This window comes from Actinacidiphila acidipaludis (genome assembly GCF_019890725.1).
Lineage (GTDB): Bacteria > Actinomycetota > Actinomycetes > Streptomycetales > Streptomycetaceae > Actinacidiphila > Actinacidiphila acidipaludis.
In genome coordinates this window covers 17,174-32,540 of the sequence record NZ_JAINZZ010000010.1, presented here as the reverse complement: position 1 = coordinate 32,540, position 15,367 = coordinate 17,174, and the positions used below count along the sequence as shown (strand labels likewise).

Genomic DNA, 15,367 nt, shown 5'->3' with positions numbered 1-15,367 from the left:
GCGTTCACCGCTTGAGGGCCTCGACTCCCTCCTCCGTGGTGGCGTACAGGGTGAACAGGCTCTCCCCGCCGCCGGTCAGGGCGAGTAGGCGGGCGACGGGTTCGGGCGGGGCGGCGAGGGCGAACCTGCCGCCGGCTTCGCGCACGCGGCGCTGCACCCGCAGCAGCGCGTTGAAGCCCGAGGAGTCGCAGAAGTGCACGTGTTCCATGTTCACCAGCAGGTCCAGCCCCTGGCCGGGCTCCGCGTGCTCCGCGAGGACGGCGGTCGCGGTGCCGTGGAACTCCCCCGCGGTGGCCATGTCCAGATCGCCCGTCGCCGTCAGGACCGCCAGCCGGTCCCGGACCTGCGCGACGTGCAGCTTCAGCGTTTCACCCATCGAGTACCCCCTGAGGTCGCCGTGGTCGGTGACGCCTGCACGGCCGCGCTTTCCCCGCCTCGGGGCCCGTACGCCTCCGGCCCGGGCATTGCCGCTGCTCTCGGTCGGTGCGGGTGAGGGAGTCGGCAGGGCCGGCGGAAGGCGAGGTGGTAGGGGCGGCGGGCCCGGGTAGGCGGCTCACATGACTGCAGCAGAGATCGCGTACAAGCCCGTCGGCTGGGCCCTGGGGGCGGCGAGCGGCATGGTGGCGGGAGCCGTCTTCCGGCAGGTGTGGAAGGTCGTCGCCCACGACGACGAGGCGCCGGAGGCCACGGACGAGAACCGCACATGGCGGGAGATCCTGGTCGCCTCCGCGTTGCAGGGCGCCATCTTCGCGGTGGTGAAGGCCTCCGTCGATCGTGGTGGCGCCCTCGCCGTGCGGCGCGTGTCGGCGTGACGCCGTGGGCTGAGGCGCGGGCGTGAGGTGCGGGTCGGCCGGGCCGCCGCGGGTTGCAGGTGATCCAGGGATCCCGGCCAGTTCAGCGCCGTGCCGGGCCGCCCCCCGGGCACCGCGGCGTCCCGGCCCGCCGCCTCACGACTCACCGTCCAGCAGCGCGTACATGACCATGTCCCGGCGCTCTTTCCCCACCCGCTGCCACTGCCGGAGCAGCCCCTCACGCCGGAATCCGCACCGTTCGGCCGTGCGCAGGGAGGCGGTGTTCCACGGCTCCACCCACAGTTCCAGCCGGGGGATCCGCAGGTCGCGCAGGGCCCAGCAGGCCACGGCGCGGACGGCCGCCGCGGCGGTGCCCTGCCCCCGGGCCGATTCCACGACCCAGTACCCGAGCGACGCACGGCCCTGGTCGAGGTTCTTCAGCCACAGACCCACCTGGCCGACCGGCCGGCCGTCGGGGTTCACGACGACGAACGGGTATCCGGCTCCCGTGGCCGCCCGGGCCCACTGCCGCTCGACGAACGCGACGCCCTCCGGTTCGGTGCAGGCCGAGGGCACGGTCGTGATCAGCGGAATGTACGCGTCGTCCGACGCCTCACGCACGAGCGGGAGGTCCGTGAGACGCCACGGCCGCAACGTGAACCCGCCGGTCGCGGAGAGCTCGGGGACGTCGAGTGGTTGTTCCATGCGCCGATCCTGCCGTGGCGCGGTCCTCACCGGCACCTGGGTTTCGGCGCGGGGCCTGCCTTCCGCTTCCCCCGGGGGGCATCCACGTTGCGGGCCTCACCTGCGGCGTCGCCCGGCGGCGCCCGCCTCGCGGGTTAGGCTGGGACCGGCCGCTCGCGGCTCGCCGGCCCCGCCGGAGGGCACCGGCCTCCGTCCGCCGCACCTGGGAGAAGCCGTGCCAGCACCGACCGACTCTCCGGCCGAGCCGGCGCACAGCCACCGGGCCGTCGGGAACCTGATCGCCCGTTACGCCGAGCTCGTGGACGACGGTGACTTCGCGGGACTCGGCGATCTCCTCGCCGACGCCACCTTCGTCGGCAGCGGCGAGCCGGTGAGCGGACGCGACGCGATCGAGCGGATGTTCCGGGACACGCTGATCGTGTACGCCGACGGCACACCGCGCACCCAGCACGTCACCACCAACGTGGCCGTCGAGGTGGACGAGCAGGCCGGCACGGCCGTCGCGCGTTCGTACGTCACCGTGCTGCAGGCGCTGCCCGAGCTGCCGTTGCAGCCCATCGCCGGCGGGCGGTACCACGACCGCTTCGAGCGGCGCGAGGGGCGGTGGCGCTTCGTGGAACGGCGGGTGCGGATCCATCTCGTCGGTGACGTGAGCCGCCACCTGCGCCAGGCCGCCGCGCGGCGGTGACCGCGGGTTTTTCCCGCCGCCCCGTCCCAGGCCGGAGCCGCTGCCGCCGCGGAGGGCCGGCGGAGGGGCCTGGCCAGGAGAACCGTGCTGTGCGACGGTAGTGGGACAAAGAGATTGACCGGCGTCCCGTCACCGCGGTGGCAGGGGGGCCGGTTCACGGGTGCCGGGCATCGCCCCCGTCACGGGCATTCGGCCCCCGCCATAGCTGCCGGGTCGCCTTCGAGGTGTACCGGTGTCCATGGGCTCATGACCCCCTGGAAGGGGGCGCCCATCATGCTCATCACCACGAAGAGCACCGGCACCACGGCTGCCATCACGCCGCACGGAGAGATCAGCTTCGACGCCCTGCCCACGCTGCTCACCGCCTACGAGGCGCTGCCGCCGTCCGTCCGCCAGGTCGAATGGGACCTGCGGGACGCCGTGTTCATGGACGTCGCCGGTCTCCACCTGCTCGTCCACCAGCGGCTCGCCTGCCAGAACGCGGGCCGCACGCTCACCGTGACGGGACTGCGGCACCAGCCGCTGCGACTCCTGCTGCTGGCCCGGACGCTGTTCCCCGCCGACTGCTGGAACGACTTCCTCCCCCCTGACCACCGGCCCGCCACCGCGGCGTGACCCCGCCCCCGCCCGGCCCCCGAGCCGGCTCGGGGGGCGCGTGACGGTGAAGGGTGTGCGCCGGGCGCGGGTGCGACGGGTCAGAAGGGCGGGATCTCGTCGGGGACCAGGCCGGCCTGGCGGAGGAGGCCGTAGAGGTCGGTCTCGCCCCAGAACTCGACGATGCGGCCTGCGCGCAGGCGGTAGGACTTGACGCCCGTCATGGTGAGGTCGCGGCCGCTGCGCTCGTGGGCGTAGGTGAGGGTGAACGCGACGGTGACGCGGTCGCCCGCGGCGAAGAGATCGTCGATGTGCACACGGCAGTCGGACAGCCCGGGGGTGAGCACCGCCCCCTCGGGATACTGCCGGCCCCGGCCGTGGAAGCCCGCGCCGTGCACGAGGACGTCCTCGGCGACGAGTTCCCGGAGCTCGGCGACGTCCCTCGTCTCGAAGACCCGCAGGTACCGGCGGACGATCTCGGCGTTGCTCGCACTGACGACTTCCGCTGCGTCGGGCATGGAGGCACCGTATCCGCCGGCCGGTGCGGCCCGCGAGTACGCGTCCCCGCCACCACCGGACGGTGAAGTTCACCTGCCGCGGCCCGCATCCGGCGACCCCCGCGCGACCGAAGAAGGGGCAGCCGCATCCGCTCCTGAGAGAAGCCGACGCCCATGCATGTCTCGGTCGCCCTGTTCACCGCCGACCTGCGCCTGAACGACCATCCCCCGCTGCGGGCGGCCGTCGACGCGGCGGACGCCGTCGTCCCCCTGTTCGTCCGGGACCGGGCGGTCGAGTCCGCGGGGTTCGCACCGCCGAACCGCCGGGCGTTCCTCGACGCCTGCCTGGCCGATCTGGACGCGGGGCTGCGCGAACGGGGCGGGCGGCTCGTGCTGCGCTCGGGCGACTTCGTGGAGCAGGTGTGCCGGGTGGTCACCGAGGCGGACGCCGACGAGGTGCACATGGCGGCCGGGCACAGCGGCTTCGCCGTGCGGCGCGAGGAGCGGCTGCGGTCCGCCCTCGAGGCGTCCGGCCGGCGGCTGTTCGTCCACGACGCGGTCACCGTCGCGGTGCCGCCCGGCACGGTGACGCCCTCCTCGTCGGACCACTTCGCGGTCTTCACCCCCTACTACCGGCAGTGGGCGCGGGTTCCGCTGCGCCCGGTGGCCGCCGCACCGCGCCGCGTGCCGGTGCCGGACCCGGTGCGGGGTGAGGAGATCGCACGCGGCGCCGTCAGCGGCACCTCCCCGGGCCTGCCGGCCGGCGGGGAGCGGGCCGCGCGCGACCAGGCGGCCGCCTACTGGCGCGACGGTCTGGACGACTACGACACCGTGCACGACGACCTGGCCGCCGACGCGACCTCCCGCTTCTCCGCGCACCTGCACTTCGGCACCCTGTCGCCGGCCGAACTCGTGCACCGCGCACGGCGGCACGGCGGCGCCGGCGCCGAGGCGTTCGTCCGGCAGCTGGCCTGGCGGGACTTCCACCGCCAGGTGCTGGCCGCCCGGCCCGGGGCCGCCCGCGACGACTACCGCTCCAAGGGCGACCGCTGGCGCACCCGGCGCACCGCGGCCGACGAGATCGACGCCTGGTGCGAGGGCCGCACCGGCTACCCGGTCATCGACGCGGCCATGCGGCAGCTGCGTCACGAGGGCTGGATGCACAACCGCGCCCGCCTGCTCACCGCGAGCTTCCTGGCCAAGACCCTCTATGTGGACTGGCGGGTGGGCGCGGACCACTTCCTGCACTGGCTGGTCGACGGCGACGTGGCCAACAACCAGCTCAACTGGCAGTGGATGGCCGGCACCGGCACCGACACCCGTCCCAACCGGGTGCTCAACCCCGTGACGCAGAGCAAGAAGTACGATCCGGACGGCGCGTACGTCCGGCGCTGGGTCCCCGAACTCGCCGACGTGGCCGCGCCGTTGATCCACGAGCCGTGGAAGCTGTCGGGCCTGGACCGCGCGGGTCTCGACTACCCGGACCCCATCGTCGAACTCGCCGACGGGCTCGACCGGTTCCGGCGCGCCCGCCGGAAGCAGCCCTGACGGCTACGGCTCAGGCGAATCACCGCTCCCCCGCTGCCGGGCCCGGGACGCCAGGCGATCGGCGAGGGCCGCGACGAGCTCCCGGAGTTCGCCCGGGCGCTCGATGACGAACGGCCGGTCCAGTGCGGCGAGCACGCCGGGCAGCCAGTCGAGACGCTCCACCCGGAGCCGGACGTGCCACCAGCGCCCGCCCTCGTCGGCGTCGTCTCTCCCGGGTCCGGCCACGGCGGATCCCGCCGCCTCGGGTCCGGCCTCCTCCAGGGTCGCCACACTGGCGGGGAGCCGCGCGCGGATCTGCCCGGCGGTGCCGTGGATCCGCAGCAGCACCTCGTACCGGTACTCGGCGGTGGCCATCGCCGTCACCAGGCTTCGCGCCGGATCAGGTTGGCCCTCGGGCACTTCGAACACGCCGGGCAGGGCGCGGGCGTCCGCGACACGGTCGAGGCGGAAGGACCGGTCCTCGTCGATCCCGGCGTCCTTGCCCGTGACGTACCACCGGCCCGTGTGGGAGACGATCCCGTACGCGTGCAGGATGCGCTCGCTGCGCCGTCCCTTGCCGTCGGTGTACCGGATCGCGACCGGACGGCGGTGGCGGACCGCGTCCGCCAGGGTGAGCAGGACGTCGGCGTCCGGTGCGACGGCCTGGTCCGACCGGTCAGGCTGGTCCGGCCGGTCCGTGAACGCCAGGGTCTCCAGGAGCGCGTCGAGCCGCCGGGCCACGGGCCTGGGCAGCACCCGCCGGATCTTCGCCGAGGCCGTCTCGCTCGCGGTGAGCCCGGCCGTCGCCAAGCCCGCCCGGCGGCCCGCGACCAGACCGAGCAGCACGGCCAGCGCCTCGTCGTCGCTGAGCATGAGCGGGGGCAGGCGGTATCCGGGCCCGAGCCGGTACCCGCCGTAGCGGCCGCGCACCGACTCCACGGGTACGTCGATGTCGACGAGCTGGTCCACGTACCGCCGCACGGTCCGCCCGTCGACGCCGAGCCGGTCGGCGAGTTCGGCCACGGTTCGCGTGCCGCCCGACTGCAGCAGCTCCAGGAGGGTCAGCACGCGGCTGGTGGGTCGGGGCATGACGCCAGCCTAGCCCGAATACCGGACCGATTCTGTCCCCTATTGCCTCTAGCCTGCGAAGGACAGCGGCGCCGGGCGGCCAGGTCCCGGCCCACCGAGCCGGTCGCCGGGCCACACCCACGGGCCACCCGCCCACCGGTCACCCCGCACCGGCGCCACCCCGCACACCTCCTGAGGAGATCACCATGGACTTCGTCTCGATCCGCATCATCACCGGCGACGTCGCCCGCCTCGTCGCCTTCTACGAACGCGCGACGGGAGTGACGGCGACGTGGGCCACCGAGGACTTCGCCGAGCTGGCGACCCCCGGCGCGACCCTCGCCATCGCGAGCACCCGCACCGTTCCGCTGTTCGCGCCGGGCTCGGCCCGACCGGCCGACAACCGCAGCGTGATCACCGAGTTCCTCGTCGACGACGTGGACAAGGTGCACCAGAACCTGACGGAGGTCGTCACCGACGTCGTGGCCGGGCCCACCACCATGCCCTGGGGCAACCGGTCGCTGCTGTTCCGCGACCCCGACGGCAATCTCGTCAACTTCTTCACCCCGGTCACTCCCGCGGCCCGGGCGAAGTTCGCACGGTGACGCCACGTCCCGCACGGGCGGCCGCCCGCAGCAGGCGGCCGCGGCCCCCGAGAGGAACCGTCCACAGGTCGTGGCCGCGCAGCCCCCAGGTCCGCAGAAGGGTGTTGGCGGCGAGGAAGCCGCTGGTGGCGGCGCGTTCCATCAGGGCCACCGGAAGACCGGTGCGGACGGTGTCGCCCGCGACGACCAGGCCGGGCGTGGGGGTGCCGACGGTCGGCCGGTCGCCGTAGCCGCCGACGGTGAACAGGGGGCAGTCGGCGCGCCATTCGTGGCGCGCGTCCACGATGCCGGCCTGGCGCGTCTCGGGGTACACCCGGTGGAGTTCGCTCAGCAGTTCCTTCTCCGTCAGCGTCCGGTCGGCGTCGGGCGGCTGGGCGTAGGCGTGCAGTTCCAGGACCGCGCCGCCGCTGCGGGCGGCCCAGCGGGCGGCCTCGCCCTCCCAGGCGTTCAGCACGCTGACGTTGTCGAGGGGTCCGTACCCGCTGGTGCCGAGGAAGCCCGGCCGATCGGGACGCACCGGCCGGTCCAGCCAGAGGCGGGACACCAGGAAGGGCGGCGCGGTGCGCAGCCGTGCCATGCGTTCACGCCACTCCGCGTCGCCCAGGCCGCCGGATCCGGCGACGAGCGAGCGCAGCGCGCCCGGGTCGAGGGCGAGCACGACGGCGTCGTACGGTGTGTCGCCGTCGGCCGCCGTGACCGCGAAGCCGCCCTCCGGCCGGACCGTGACCGCCTCGACCGGCGCGCCGGTCTGGATCCGGACGCCGAGGGTGCGCAGGTGGCGGGCGAGCGGGTCCCACAGGGCCTGCGGAAACGGCTCGCCGGGCACGTCGAACAGCAGGCCCTCGGCCGATCCGAGGAAGTAGATGTGGAACATCAGCGCCATCTCGGCGGCCGACAGTTCGCGGGGGTCGGCGAAGAAGCTGCGGGAGAACACCTCGAAGGCCAGGTGCCGGGCGGCCTCGGGGAAGCGGATCGCGTCGAGGAGGTCGTACGCGCTCACGCCGTCGAACCGTGCGTAGACCTCGGGAACCCGGACGTCGAGCAGGGGCAGGGCCGCCCGCGGACGCATGCGGACCATCTCACGCAGGGTGAACGACGGGCTCAGCGCGGCGAATCCGAGGGCGCTCAGCGGCGGCGTGCGCGGGACACGGCGGAAGCTGTCCTGCCGTCCCCCGCCGTGGCGCAGCGGGTAGTCGGGCAGTCCGGTGAGGCCGGTCAGGGCGGGATCGGTCCGGCGCAGTAGGGCGCGCAGGTTGTAGTACTGCCGGAAGAAGGCGTGGAAGCCGCGGCTCATGGTCGCCGTGCTGCCGTCGGCCAGCCGGGTGGGCCATCCGCGCAGCCGGCCGCCGAGTTCCGCCTCGCGTTCGTAGAGCGTGACCCCCACGCCGCGTTCGGCCAGCGCGGCGGCCGCGGTCAGTCCGGCGATCCCGCCGCCGACGACGGCGGCGCGGGGCGTCCGGTCGCCGGTGGCGCGTTCGGCGCCGTGGTGGGCGGGCAGCAGGTGGGCCTGCCGGTCCCGGCCGGGTGGGAGGGTGCGGGCGGTACGCTCCCGGCCGGATGCCGTCGCGGTCACCGGTGTGCCTCCTCGGCGGCGGCCGCGGGGCGGCGGGCGACGACCGTGTGGGTGACGCCGGTCTGCCAGCCGGGCAGCGGCAGGACGCGGACGTGCTCGAATCCCGCTCGCCGTACCCGTTCCCCGAGTTGGCCGGCCGTGTCGAAGGTGACGACGCTGCGCCACAGGTGCCGGTAGAGCGGCCCGTCGCCCAGCAGTGTCGCGACGGGCAGCACGAGCCCTCCGCAGACCGCGTTCCAGACCGCGCGGTGCTCGGGCCGGCCGCTGAGCGCGTACTCGTGCACCGCCAGCCGGCCGTGCGGCGCGAGGAGGCCGAACGCGGCGGCCAGCACCGCGTCCGGGTCGGCGGCGTTGCGCAGCAGGTACGCGGCGAACACCGCGTCGAAGGGGCCGTGCACCCCGGCTTCGGCCAGGCGCTCCGCGGGGGCGTGCACGAAGCGCACCGGCCGGGGCCAGCTCCGCCGGGCCGCTCGCCGGAGCATGCCGGCGGAGGCGTCGACGGCGGTGATGTCCGCGTCGGGCATCGCGGCGGCCAGGGCGGCGGTGGAGGCTCCGGTGCCGCACCCCAGGTCGAGCACCCGCGGGCGGCCATCCGCGCCGGTCAGGCCGAGGCGGCGGGCGGAGCGCCGCAGGTGGGCGTGGTAGCCGGGGTTGGCGGCCACCAGCGTGTCGTAGCGGCGGGCCGCGTGGTCGAACGCGGCCGCCAGCTCGGCATCGCGCAGCAGAGGCATGCCGTCTCCGTTTCCGGTCGTGGGCTGGGGGTTCGGGCAGGTCGGGGGTCAGGGGTTCGGTGGCCGGGCTCTTGTGCGGTCGGGCTCTTGTGCGGTCGGGGTCTTGTCTGATCGGGCGGGTCAGGCGCCGGGCTGCGGACGGCGCGGCACGAACGGCAGGGTGAGGGCGGAGCGGAGCATCGCCGGGACGGGCACGTGCAGTCCGATCGTCAGGTCTTCTCGCAGGCTGGTCCGGCCGTCGAGGAACCGCAGCAGCCGGGGTCCTGGCACGCTGCCGAACAGGCCGGCGAAGAAGGCGGGGCCGTCGACCCGGCCGCGGTCGAGGGCGTGCAGCAGCACGGCGTCCATCAGCCGGGAGCGCGCGGAGTGCGCGCGCGGCGGCAGCGGGCGGCGCCCGGTGTGCAGGGCCGCCGCCACCGCGCGGGCCTGGCGTTGCACGGCGCTGAAGGTGTAGCCGGTCGAGGGGCGGGTGGCTCCGGCGGCGGCGCCGATGCGGAACACGCAGGGCGCGGTCTGCCGGGGGAAGCGCGCGTCCGTCATCGGGATCACTCCTTCCTCGGAGGCGACGACCTCGTAGGAACCGGCGCCGAGCACGTCCGCGAGGTAGCGGCGCAGGGCCCGGTCGTAGGCGTCCGGCGCGAGGGGACGGCGGGAGAACTCCGTGTACTCGACGAGCGCTTCGCGCGGCCCGGTCGGCAGCACGTAGCCGAACGACAGGCCGTGCGCCGGCTGCGGAGTACGGAAGTCCATCAGTTCCACGACCGCGGGGTCGAAGACCGGCCGCGCGGTGCGGACGAACCAGCCGCGGAAGTGCTGCAGCAGCGTGGTGCGGGCGGGCGGCAGGCGCGGCGGCGGCCGGGAGTCGAGGACCCAGCGGGCCCGCACGGTGACCGGACCCCTGTCGCGCATACGGGCGTGCACCACGGCTCCCCCGGGCACCGGTTCGATCCGCTCCACGACCGCTTCCAGGCGCGTCACGCCCTGGCTCGCGGCGATCGCCCGTCCGGCGAGCTCCTCGAAGTGGTCGGAGCGCAGCATCTTGTAGCGCTCGGGGCCGGTCGCGGTCTCGACCGCCGAGCCGTCGGGTGACCGCACGCGCAGGCGCTGCCACGACGCGGTCAGCGCCGCGTCGAACGCCCCCTCCCCCTCCTCCCAGTAGCACCAGGTGCGCCGTGCCGGGCGCAGCGGGCCGGGCGGCGCCGTCAGGAGCACCGCGGTGACCGGGCGGGAGCCGGCCGGCGGGCGGGCCAGCCGCATGGCCAGCGACAGCCCTGCGGCCCCGGCGCCCACCACGGCGACGTCCCAGTCCGCGGCCACGGCACGCTCCCTTCCGTTTCTCGGGCTCCCCGTTTCCCGGTGATCCGGCCAGTCTTCCGGCCGGCCGCGCGAAACGGATGCACACCGCGGCGTGTCCGGTGCCGGATCGCCGCCGGCGCGGGCAGGTCCCCCGAACGGTGCATCCGATCCGGCGTCCCGCACGGAATGTGTCCTGACGACCCGGAAAGCGCGATCAGCACATCCGCGGGGCTACGCCCCGATCAACCACTGGGGAAAGGTTCCGTGATGCGTTCCACTCAGGCGATCGGCCGTCGGACGGCGGACCAGCCGTCCACGCTGTGGCCGTCCCGCCCGGCCGGACATCCGGAGGCGGGTGACGCGGTCTCGGCGGCCGCCCCCGGCGCCGGGCCGGCCGCCACCGGGCCCGGCGCTGGACCCCTCTCCACCGGACCCGCCACCGGTCCCACCACCGGACCCGTTCCCGCCGGCCCCGGCACCGACCGCGGCGAGGAGGCGGCCGCCCGTACCGGCCACCAGGGCGTCGCCGACGAGGCCGACATGGTGGACGCCGACGTCCCGCACGCCGTCGGCCTCGAACTCCAGACGCTGCTCGGCCAACGTCTCGCCGAAAGCGCCGAGTTGGGTGCCGAGTTCACCCACGACATCGCCGAGCGGGTGGCCGGCTTCACCCAGCGCGGTGGACACCGTTTCCGTGCCCGGCTCGTCTGGTGGTCCCTGCGGGCGTGCGGTGGCGGCAGCACAGCCCAGACGCGTGCCGCGCTGCAGGCCGCGGCGGCGCTCGAACTGATCCAGACCTGCGCGCTGGTCCACGACGACCTGATGGACCGGTCGTCGACGCGGCGCGGTGGCCCGGCCCTGCACACCGACGTCGCCCGGCAGTACGCCGGCGCCGCACCCCGGGACGTCGCCGACCGGCTGGGCGCCTCCGCCGCGGTCCTGGCCGGGGACATCGCCCTGGCCTGGGCGGACGACGCCATGGCTGAGGTGGTGCTCGGCTGCGGGCTGCCCTCCGGCACCGCGCGGCGCCTGCACGACGTGTGGCGCGCGCTGCGCACCGAGATGGCCGCGGGCCAGTACCTCGACGTCCACGGCCAGGCCACCTCGGTCCGCACGGTGGCCCGCGCGATCCGCTCCGCCTGCCTGAAGAGTGCCCTGTACACGGTGGAGCGGCCGATGGAGATCGGCGCGGTCCTGGCCGGCGCGGACGCCGCCACCATCGGCATGCTGCGCCGGGCCGGGCGCTGCGCCGGCCTGGCCTTCCAGCTGCGGGACGACCTCGACGACGTCTTCGCCGACCCGCGGGTGACCGGCAAGCCGGCCGGCGGCGACCTCACCCAGGGCAAGACGACCTATCTGCTGGCGGTGACACGCGCGCTGGCCACCGCCGCGGGCGACCGCGCGACTCTCGCCCTGCTCGAATCGGCCGCCGCACAGCCCGCGTTGCCCGATCCCCTGCTGGCCGACGTGCGGACGGCCATAGCGGCCACCGGCGCGCGCGACCTGCTGGAGAAGAGGATCGAGCGGCTCGCCGGACGGTCCCGGCGCCATCTCGCGGAGGCCGGTCTCACCCCGCGTCCGGCGGCCCGCCTCGACGACCTGCTGGGCGAGATCACCCGCACGTCCGGCCGGGCGTCCGCCGGCGCGCAGCCCCGCGTCCCCGTCCTGACCGGTTCCCGAACGGAGTGCACCGCATGAGCCGCACGGTAGCGGGACGCACTGACCACGTGGTCGTGGTCGGCGCCGGTCTGGCGGGCCTGTCCGCCGCACTCCACCTGCTCGGCGCGGGCCGCCGGGTCACCGTGGTGGAGCGCGACGCGCAGCCCGGCGGCCGGGCCGGGCGCATCGAACGCGGTGGCTACCTCATCGACACCGGCCCCACCGTGCTGACCATGCCGGACATCGCCGACGAGGCGTTCGCCGCGGTCGGCGAGTCGCTGCACGACCGGGTCGACCTGATCCCCCTGCGACCGGCGTACCGGGCGCGGTTCGCGGACGGCGCCTCCCTGGACGTGCACACCGACGCCGAGGCCATGGAGGCCGAGATCGAGCGGTTCGCCGGACCCGCCGACGCCGCGGGCTACCGGCGTCTGCGCCACTGGCTGGAGCAGCTCTACCACGCCGAGCGGGGCCGGTTCCTCGACGCGGACTTCGACTCGCCCTTCCAGCTCCTGACCCCGGACCTGGTCCGGCTCGCCGCGCTCGGGGGCTTCGGCCGCTGGGAGGCCGGCGTCGCCCGCCACCTGCGTGACGAGCGGCTGCGCCGGGTCTTCTCCTTCCAGGCCCTGTACGCCGGCGTTCCGCCCGAACGGGCCCTGGCCGCCTACGCGGTGATCGCCTACATGGACACCGTCGCCGGGGTCTGGTTCCCGCGCGGCGGCATGCACGCCCTGCCGCGGGCGATGGCCGACGCCGCCGAGGCGGCCGGCGCCCGCTTCCGCTACGGGCAGCCGGTGGTGCGCCTGGAGCGCACGGGCGAGCGCGTCACCGCGGTGGTGACCGAGGAGGAACGCATCGCCTGCGACGCCGTCGTGCTCACACCCGAACTGCCGGTGACCTACGCGCTGCTGGGCCGCACGCCACGGCGCCCGGCCCGGCTGCGGCACGCGCCGTCAGCGGTCGTCCTGCACGCGGGCTGCGACCGCACCTGGCCGGAACTCGGCCACCACACGCTGTCGTTCGGCCGGGCCTGGCGCCGCACCTTCCGGGAACTCACGCGCACCGGTGCGGTGATGAGCGACCCGTCGCTGCTGATCACCCGGCCCACGGCCACCGATCCGTCGCTGGCGCCGCCCGGCCGGCACCTGCACTACGTGCTCGCGCCCTGCCCCAACACCGACATCGGGCCCAGCGCCGCCGACTGGCACGACCTGGCGCCGCGCTACCGCGACAGCCTGCTGCGCGAACTGGAGCGGCGCGGCCTGGCGGGCATCGCCGCGTCGATCGAGGAGGAGTGCCTGGTGACCCCCGCGGACTGGACCCGGCAGCAGCACGCCGCGGGCACGCCGTTCTCGGCCGCGCACACCTTCGCCCAGACCGGACCGTTCCGCCCCCGCAACCTGGTCCGCGGAACCGCCAACGCCGTCCTCGCCGGCTGCGGCACCACCCCGGGGGTGGGCGTGCCGCCCGTGCTGCTCTCGGGCCGGCTGGCCGCCGCCCGCATCACCGGGGGAACCCCGGCGCGCACCGCGCCCGGCGCCCCGATCGCCCGGCCGGCGCGGGAGGTGCGTTCATGACGGCCCGCGAACTGCACGCGGCGGGCATCAGCGACCCCCGCCTGCGCGCCGCCTACGACCAGTGCCGCCGCCTCAACGCCCGGCACGGCCGCACCTACTTCCTGGCCACCCGCCTGCTGCCGCCCCAACGCCGCCCGGCCGTCCACGCGTTGTACGGCTTCGCCCGCTGGGCCGACGACATCGTCGACGCCATCGACGAGACCGGCGCCGATCGCGTCGCCGTCAGGCAACGCCGTGCCGTGGCCCTCGACCGGCTCGGGGACGACCTCGCCGGAGGGCTGGCCGGGGCGGACGGCGCCGAGCCCGTGGTCGTCGCCCTGGCCGACACCAGCCGCCGCTACGGCATCGACCACCGCTACTTCGCCGATTTCCTCGCCTCCATGCGCAGCGATCTGACGGTCGGTCGGTACGCGACGTACGCCGACCTGCGCGCGTACATGCACGGATCGGCGGCGGTGATCGGCCTGGAGATGCTGCCGGTGCTCGGAACCGTGGTGCCCAGTGCCGAAGCCGCCCCCTACGCGGCCGAGTTGGGCGTCGCCTTCCAGCTCACCAACTTCCTGCGCGACGTCGGCGAGGATCTCGACAGAGGGCGCGTCTACGTGCCCGGCGACCTGCTGGACGCGCACGGCGTCGACCACGCGCTGCTGCGCCACTGCCGCAGCACCCGCGGCTCCGATCCCCGGGTGACCTCGGCGCTGCGGGAGTTCGAGGCGCTGACCCGCGCCGCCTACCGCCGCGCGGCGCCCGGACTGCCGATGCTCGACCCGGTCGCCCGGCCCTGCATCCGTACGGCGTTCGTCCTCTACCAGGGCATCCTCGACGCCGTGGCGGCCGAGGGCTGGCCGCTGCACCGCCGCGCGGCGGTGCCCCGCCGCCGCAGGGCCGCCGTCGCCGCCGACGGGCTCGTGCGGGTGGCCGCCGCCCGGCTGGCCGCACGGCGCGGCCCGGGGACCGCCGGCGGCGCCCCGCACTCGTCCTCCCGCCCGAAGGAAGCCGCCTGATGCCCACTCCCCCGCCCCGGCCCGGTCGCCTCCCGCTGCGGCTGCGCCGGTCCCCCACCGCGTGGGAGCGCCAGCGCCCCACCTGGCGCGACGCCCGGCCCGCCCTCATCGCGGACGCCCTCAAACGCGCGCAGGCCCGGCCCACCGGCAACTGGTTCGTCGTCGGGGCGTCCCTCGACCTGCGGGACGACCGGCCGCTGGCCATGACCGTCGCCGGCCAGGAGGTGGTGCTCTGGCGGGACGCGCGGGGACGGGTCGTCGCGGGCCCGGGGATCTGCCCGCACCTGGGCGCGCCCTTGCGGGACAGCGCTGTCCGCTGCGGCACCCTGGTCTGCCACTGGCACGGTCTGGCCCTGGACGGCACGCCCTTCGCCGGATGGCAGCCCTGGCCGGCGCACGACGACGGCGTGCTGCTGTGGGTGCGGCTGGACGACGTCGGGGGCGAGGAACCCACCCCGGTGCCGCCGGTGCCTGAACGCCCGGCGGCGGCCGGCGCGTTGGCCGCCGTCTGCACGGTGACGGGGGTCTGCGAGCCCGACGACGTGGTCGCCAACCGCCTCGATCCATGGCACGGCGCGTGGTTCCACCCGTACTCCTTCGTCGATCTGACCGTCGTCGGCAGCCCGGGCGACACCGGTGAGGAGGACGCGTTCACCGTCGACGTCTCCTTCAAGGTCGCGGGCCGGTTCGTCGTCCCCGTCCGCGCGGTGTTCACGGCTCCCGGCCCGCGCACCGTCGTGATGCGGATCAGCGAGGGCGAAGGCGTGGGCTCGGTCGTGGAGACCCATGCGACGCCCCTGGGCCCGGACACGCGGGGACGGCCGCGGACGGCCGTGATCGAAGCGGTGGTGGCGGCGTCCGACAGGCCCGGCTTCACTCTCGCCCGCCGTGCCGCCCCCCTGCTGCGCCCGGTGATCCGCCACGCCGCGGGCCGCCTGTGGCGCGACGACCTCGCGTACGCCGAACGCCGCTGGGTGCTGCGCTCGACCGGACGGTTCCCGGGCTGAGGGGGGTGTCGCCGCGCGGCGGAGGCGGGTGGCGGCGGCAGCCGG

General features: G+C 75.4%; 16 protein-coding genes. 9 read left to right on the top strand and 7 right to left on the bottom strand.

All coding sequences use genetic code 11. The annotated features are described in order from the left end of the window. Positions 1-4: 4 nt before the first annotated feature. Complete coding sequence (locus K7862_RS11515; RefSeq protein WP_222962400.1) at positions 5-376, bottom strand: STAS domain-containing protein; 372 nt, start codon at positions 374-376, stop codon at positions 5-7. A gap of 181 nt (positions 377-557) precedes the next feature. Between K7862_RS11515 and K7862_RS11510 the strand changes: the two genes are divergently transcribed. Further along, complete coding sequence (locus tag K7862_RS11510; protein ID WP_222962399.1) at positions 558-812, top strand: DUF4235 domain-containing protein; 255 nt, start codon at positions 558-560, stop codon at positions 810-812. Between the two features lie 135 nt (positions 813-947). Here K7862_RS11510 and K7862_RS11505 read toward each other — a convergent pair whose 3' ends face one another. Continuing rightward, a complete protein-coding gene (locus K7862_RS11505) occupies positions 948-1,496 on the bottom strand; it encodes a GNAT family N-acetyltransferase (protein ID WP_222962398.1) in 549 nt (182 codons plus the stop codon). Between the two features lie 214 nt (positions 1,497-1,710). On the opposite strand from K7862_RS11505, the gene K7862_RS11500 reads away from it, so the two are divergent. Together K7862_RS11500 and K7862_RS11495 are read left to right on the top strand one after the other, a co-directional pair. Beyond that, positions 1,711-2,184, top strand: coding sequence for a nuclear transport factor 2 family protein (locus tag K7862_RS11500; RefSeq protein ID WP_222962397.1), 474 nt, complete (start codon positions 1,711-1,713; stop codon positions 2,182-2,184). A gap of 246 nt (positions 2,185-2,430) precedes the next feature. Then, positions 2,431-2,799: an STAS domain-containing protein gene (locus K7862_RS11495; RefSeq protein ID WP_262412984.1), complete on the top strand. Its 369-nt coding sequence runs from the start codon at positions 2,431-2,433 to the stop codon at positions 2,797-2,799. 80 nt (positions 2,800-2,879) lie between these two features. On the opposite strand, the gene K7862_RS11490 is transcribed toward K7862_RS11495, so the two are convergent. Beyond that, positions 2,880-3,296: an ester cyclase gene (locus tag K7862_RS11490; RefSeq protein ID WP_222962396.1), complete on the bottom strand. Its 417-nt coding sequence runs from the start codon at positions 3,294-3,296 to the stop codon at positions 2,880-2,882. Between the two features lie 153 nt (positions 3,297-3,449). Here K7862_RS11490 and K7862_RS11485 point away from each other — a divergent pair, with 153 nt between their 5' ends. After that, positions 3,450-4,823: a cryptochrome/photolyase family protein gene (locus tag K7862_RS11485; protein WP_222962395.1), complete on the top strand. Its 1,374-nt coding sequence runs from the start codon at positions 3,450-3,452 to the stop codon at positions 4,821-4,823. Between the two features lie 3 nt (positions 4,824-4,826). Here K7862_RS11485 and K7862_RS11480 read toward each other — a convergent pair whose 3' ends face one another. Next, complete coding sequence (locus tag K7862_RS11480; protein WP_222962394.1) at positions 4,827-5,891, bottom strand: helix-turn-helix transcriptional regulator; 1,065 nt, start codon at positions 5,889-5,891, stop codon at positions 4,827-4,829. Positions 5,892-6,076: 185 nt separating this feature from the next. Here K7862_RS11480 and K7862_RS11475 point away from each other — a divergent pair, with 185 nt between their 5' ends. Further along, positions 6,077-6,475 (top strand): VOC family protein, encoded by a 399-nt coding sequence (locus K7862_RS11475; protein ID WP_222962393.1) that lies wholly within the window; start codon positions 6,077-6,079, stop codon positions 6,473-6,475. On the opposite strand, the gene K7862_RS11470 is transcribed toward K7862_RS11475, so the two are convergent. From K7862_RS11470 to K7862_RS11460, 3 genes are all read right to left on the bottom strand, one after another. Then, positions 6,441-8,048 (bottom strand): FAD-dependent oxidoreductase, encoded by a 1,608-nt coding sequence (locus tag K7862_RS11470; protein ID WP_222962392.1) that lies wholly within the window; start codon positions 8,046-8,048, stop codon positions 6,441-6,443. The two genes, K7862_RS11475 and K7862_RS11470, sit on opposite strands and share 35 nt — an antisense overlap. Then, positions 8,045-8,779 (bottom strand): methyltransferase domain-containing protein, encoded by a 735-nt coding sequence (locus K7862_RS11465; protein WP_222962391.1) that lies wholly within the window; start codon positions 8,777-8,779, stop codon positions 8,045-8,047. The genes K7862_RS11470 and K7862_RS11465 overlap by 4 nt, the downstream gene beginning before the upstream one ends. Positions 8,780-8,899: 120 nt before the next feature. Next, on the bottom strand, positions 8,900-10,096 hold the full coding sequence (locus K7862_RS11460) for a lycopene cyclase family protein (RefSeq protein ID WP_222962390.1): 1,197 nt from the start codon (positions 10,094-10,096) through the stop codon (positions 8,900-8,902). 246 nt (positions 10,097-10,342) lie between these two features. On the opposite strand from K7862_RS11460, the gene K7862_RS11455 reads away from it, so the two are divergent. Genes K7862_RS11455 through K7862_RS11440 form a run of 4 tightly spaced genes read left to right on the top strand, consistent with a single transcriptional unit; the run spans position 10,343 to position 15,322 of the window. Continuing rightward, positions 10,343-11,773: a polyprenyl synthetase family protein gene (locus tag K7862_RS11455; RefSeq protein ID WP_262412983.1), complete on the top strand. Its 1,431-nt coding sequence runs from the start codon at positions 10,343-10,345 to the stop codon at positions 11,771-11,773. Continuing rightward, the gene (crtI, locus tag K7862_RS11450; RefSeq protein WP_222962389.1) at positions 11,770-13,311 is read left to right on the top strand and encodes a phytoene desaturase family protein; all 1,542 of its coding nucleotides are present in this window, start codon (positions 11,770-11,772) and stop codon (positions 13,309-13,311) included. Before K7862_RS11455 ends, crtI begins: the two co-directional genes overlap by 4 nt. After that, positions 13,308-14,315 carry a phytoene/squalene synthase family protein gene (locus tag K7862_RS11445; RefSeq protein ID WP_222962388.1) on the top strand — a complete coding sequence of 336 codons (1,008 nt, stop codon included), beginning with the start codon at positions 13,308-13,310 and terminating at the stop codon, positions 14,313-14,315. Before crtI ends, K7862_RS11445 begins: the two co-directional genes overlap by 4 nt. Then, positions 14,315-15,322, top strand: a complete 1,008-nt coding sequence (locus K7862_RS11440) for a Rieske (2Fe-2S) protein (RefSeq protein WP_222962387.1) — start codon at positions 14,315-14,317, stop codon at positions 15,320-15,322. The genes K7862_RS11445 and K7862_RS11440 overlap by 1 nt, the downstream gene beginning before the upstream one ends. The last annotated feature ends 45 nt before the right edge of the window (positions 15,323-15,367 follow it).

Excerpts from the sequence above, each read along its gene's own strand:
- crtI (WP_222962389.1), top strand. The coding sequence starts at position 11,770 with ATGAGCCGCACGGTAGCGGGACGCACTGACCACGTGGTCGTGGTCGGC.
- K7862_RS11480 (WP_222962394.1), bottom strand. The coding sequence starts at position 5,891 with ATGCCCCGACCCACCAGCCGCGTGCTGACCCTCCTGGAGCTGCTGCAG.
- K7862_RS11465 (WP_222962391.1), bottom strand. The coding sequence starts at position 8,779 with ATGCCTCTGCTGCGCGATGCCGAGCTGGCGGCCGCGTTCGACCACGCG.
- K7862_RS11505 (WP_222962398.1), bottom strand. The coding sequence starts at position 1,496 with ATGGAACAACCACTCGACGTCCCCGAGCTCTCCGCGACCGGCGGGTTC.
- K7862_RS11440 (WP_222962387.1), top strand. The coding sequence starts at position 14,315 with ATGCCCACTCCCCCGCCCCGGCCCGGTCGCCTCCCGCTGCGGCTGCGC.
- K7862_RS11485 (WP_222962395.1), top strand. The coding sequence starts at position 3,450 with ATGCATGTCTCGGTCGCCCTGTTCACCGCCGACCTGCGCCTGAACGAC.
- K7862_RS11510 (WP_222962399.1), top strand. The coding sequence starts at position 558 with ATGACTGCAGCAGAGATCGCGTACAAGCCCGTCGGCTGGGCCCTGGGG.
- K7862_RS11455 (WP_262412983.1), top strand. The coding sequence starts at position 10,343 with ATGCGTTCCACTCAGGCGATCGGCCGTCGGACGGCGGACCAGCCGTCC.
- K7862_RS11475 (WP_222962393.1), top strand. The coding sequence starts at position 6,077 with ATGGACTTCGTCTCGATCCGCATCATCACCGGCGACGTCGCCCGCCTC.
- K7862_RS11490 (WP_222962396.1), bottom strand. The coding sequence starts at position 3,296 with ATGCCCGACGCAGCGGAAGTCGTCAGTGCGAGCAACGCCGAGATCGTC.
- K7862_RS11515 (WP_222962400.1), bottom strand. The coding sequence starts at position 376 with ATGGGTGAAACGCTGAAGCTGCACGTCGCGCAGGTCCGGGACCGGCTG.
- K7862_RS11495 (WP_262412984.1), top strand. The coding sequence starts at position 2,431 with ATGACCCCCTGGAAGGGGGCGCCCATCATGCTCATCACCACGAAGAGC.
- K7862_RS11445 (WP_222962388.1), top strand. The coding sequence starts at position 13,308 with ATGACGGCCCGCGAACTGCACGCGGCGGGCATCAGCGACCCCCGCCTG.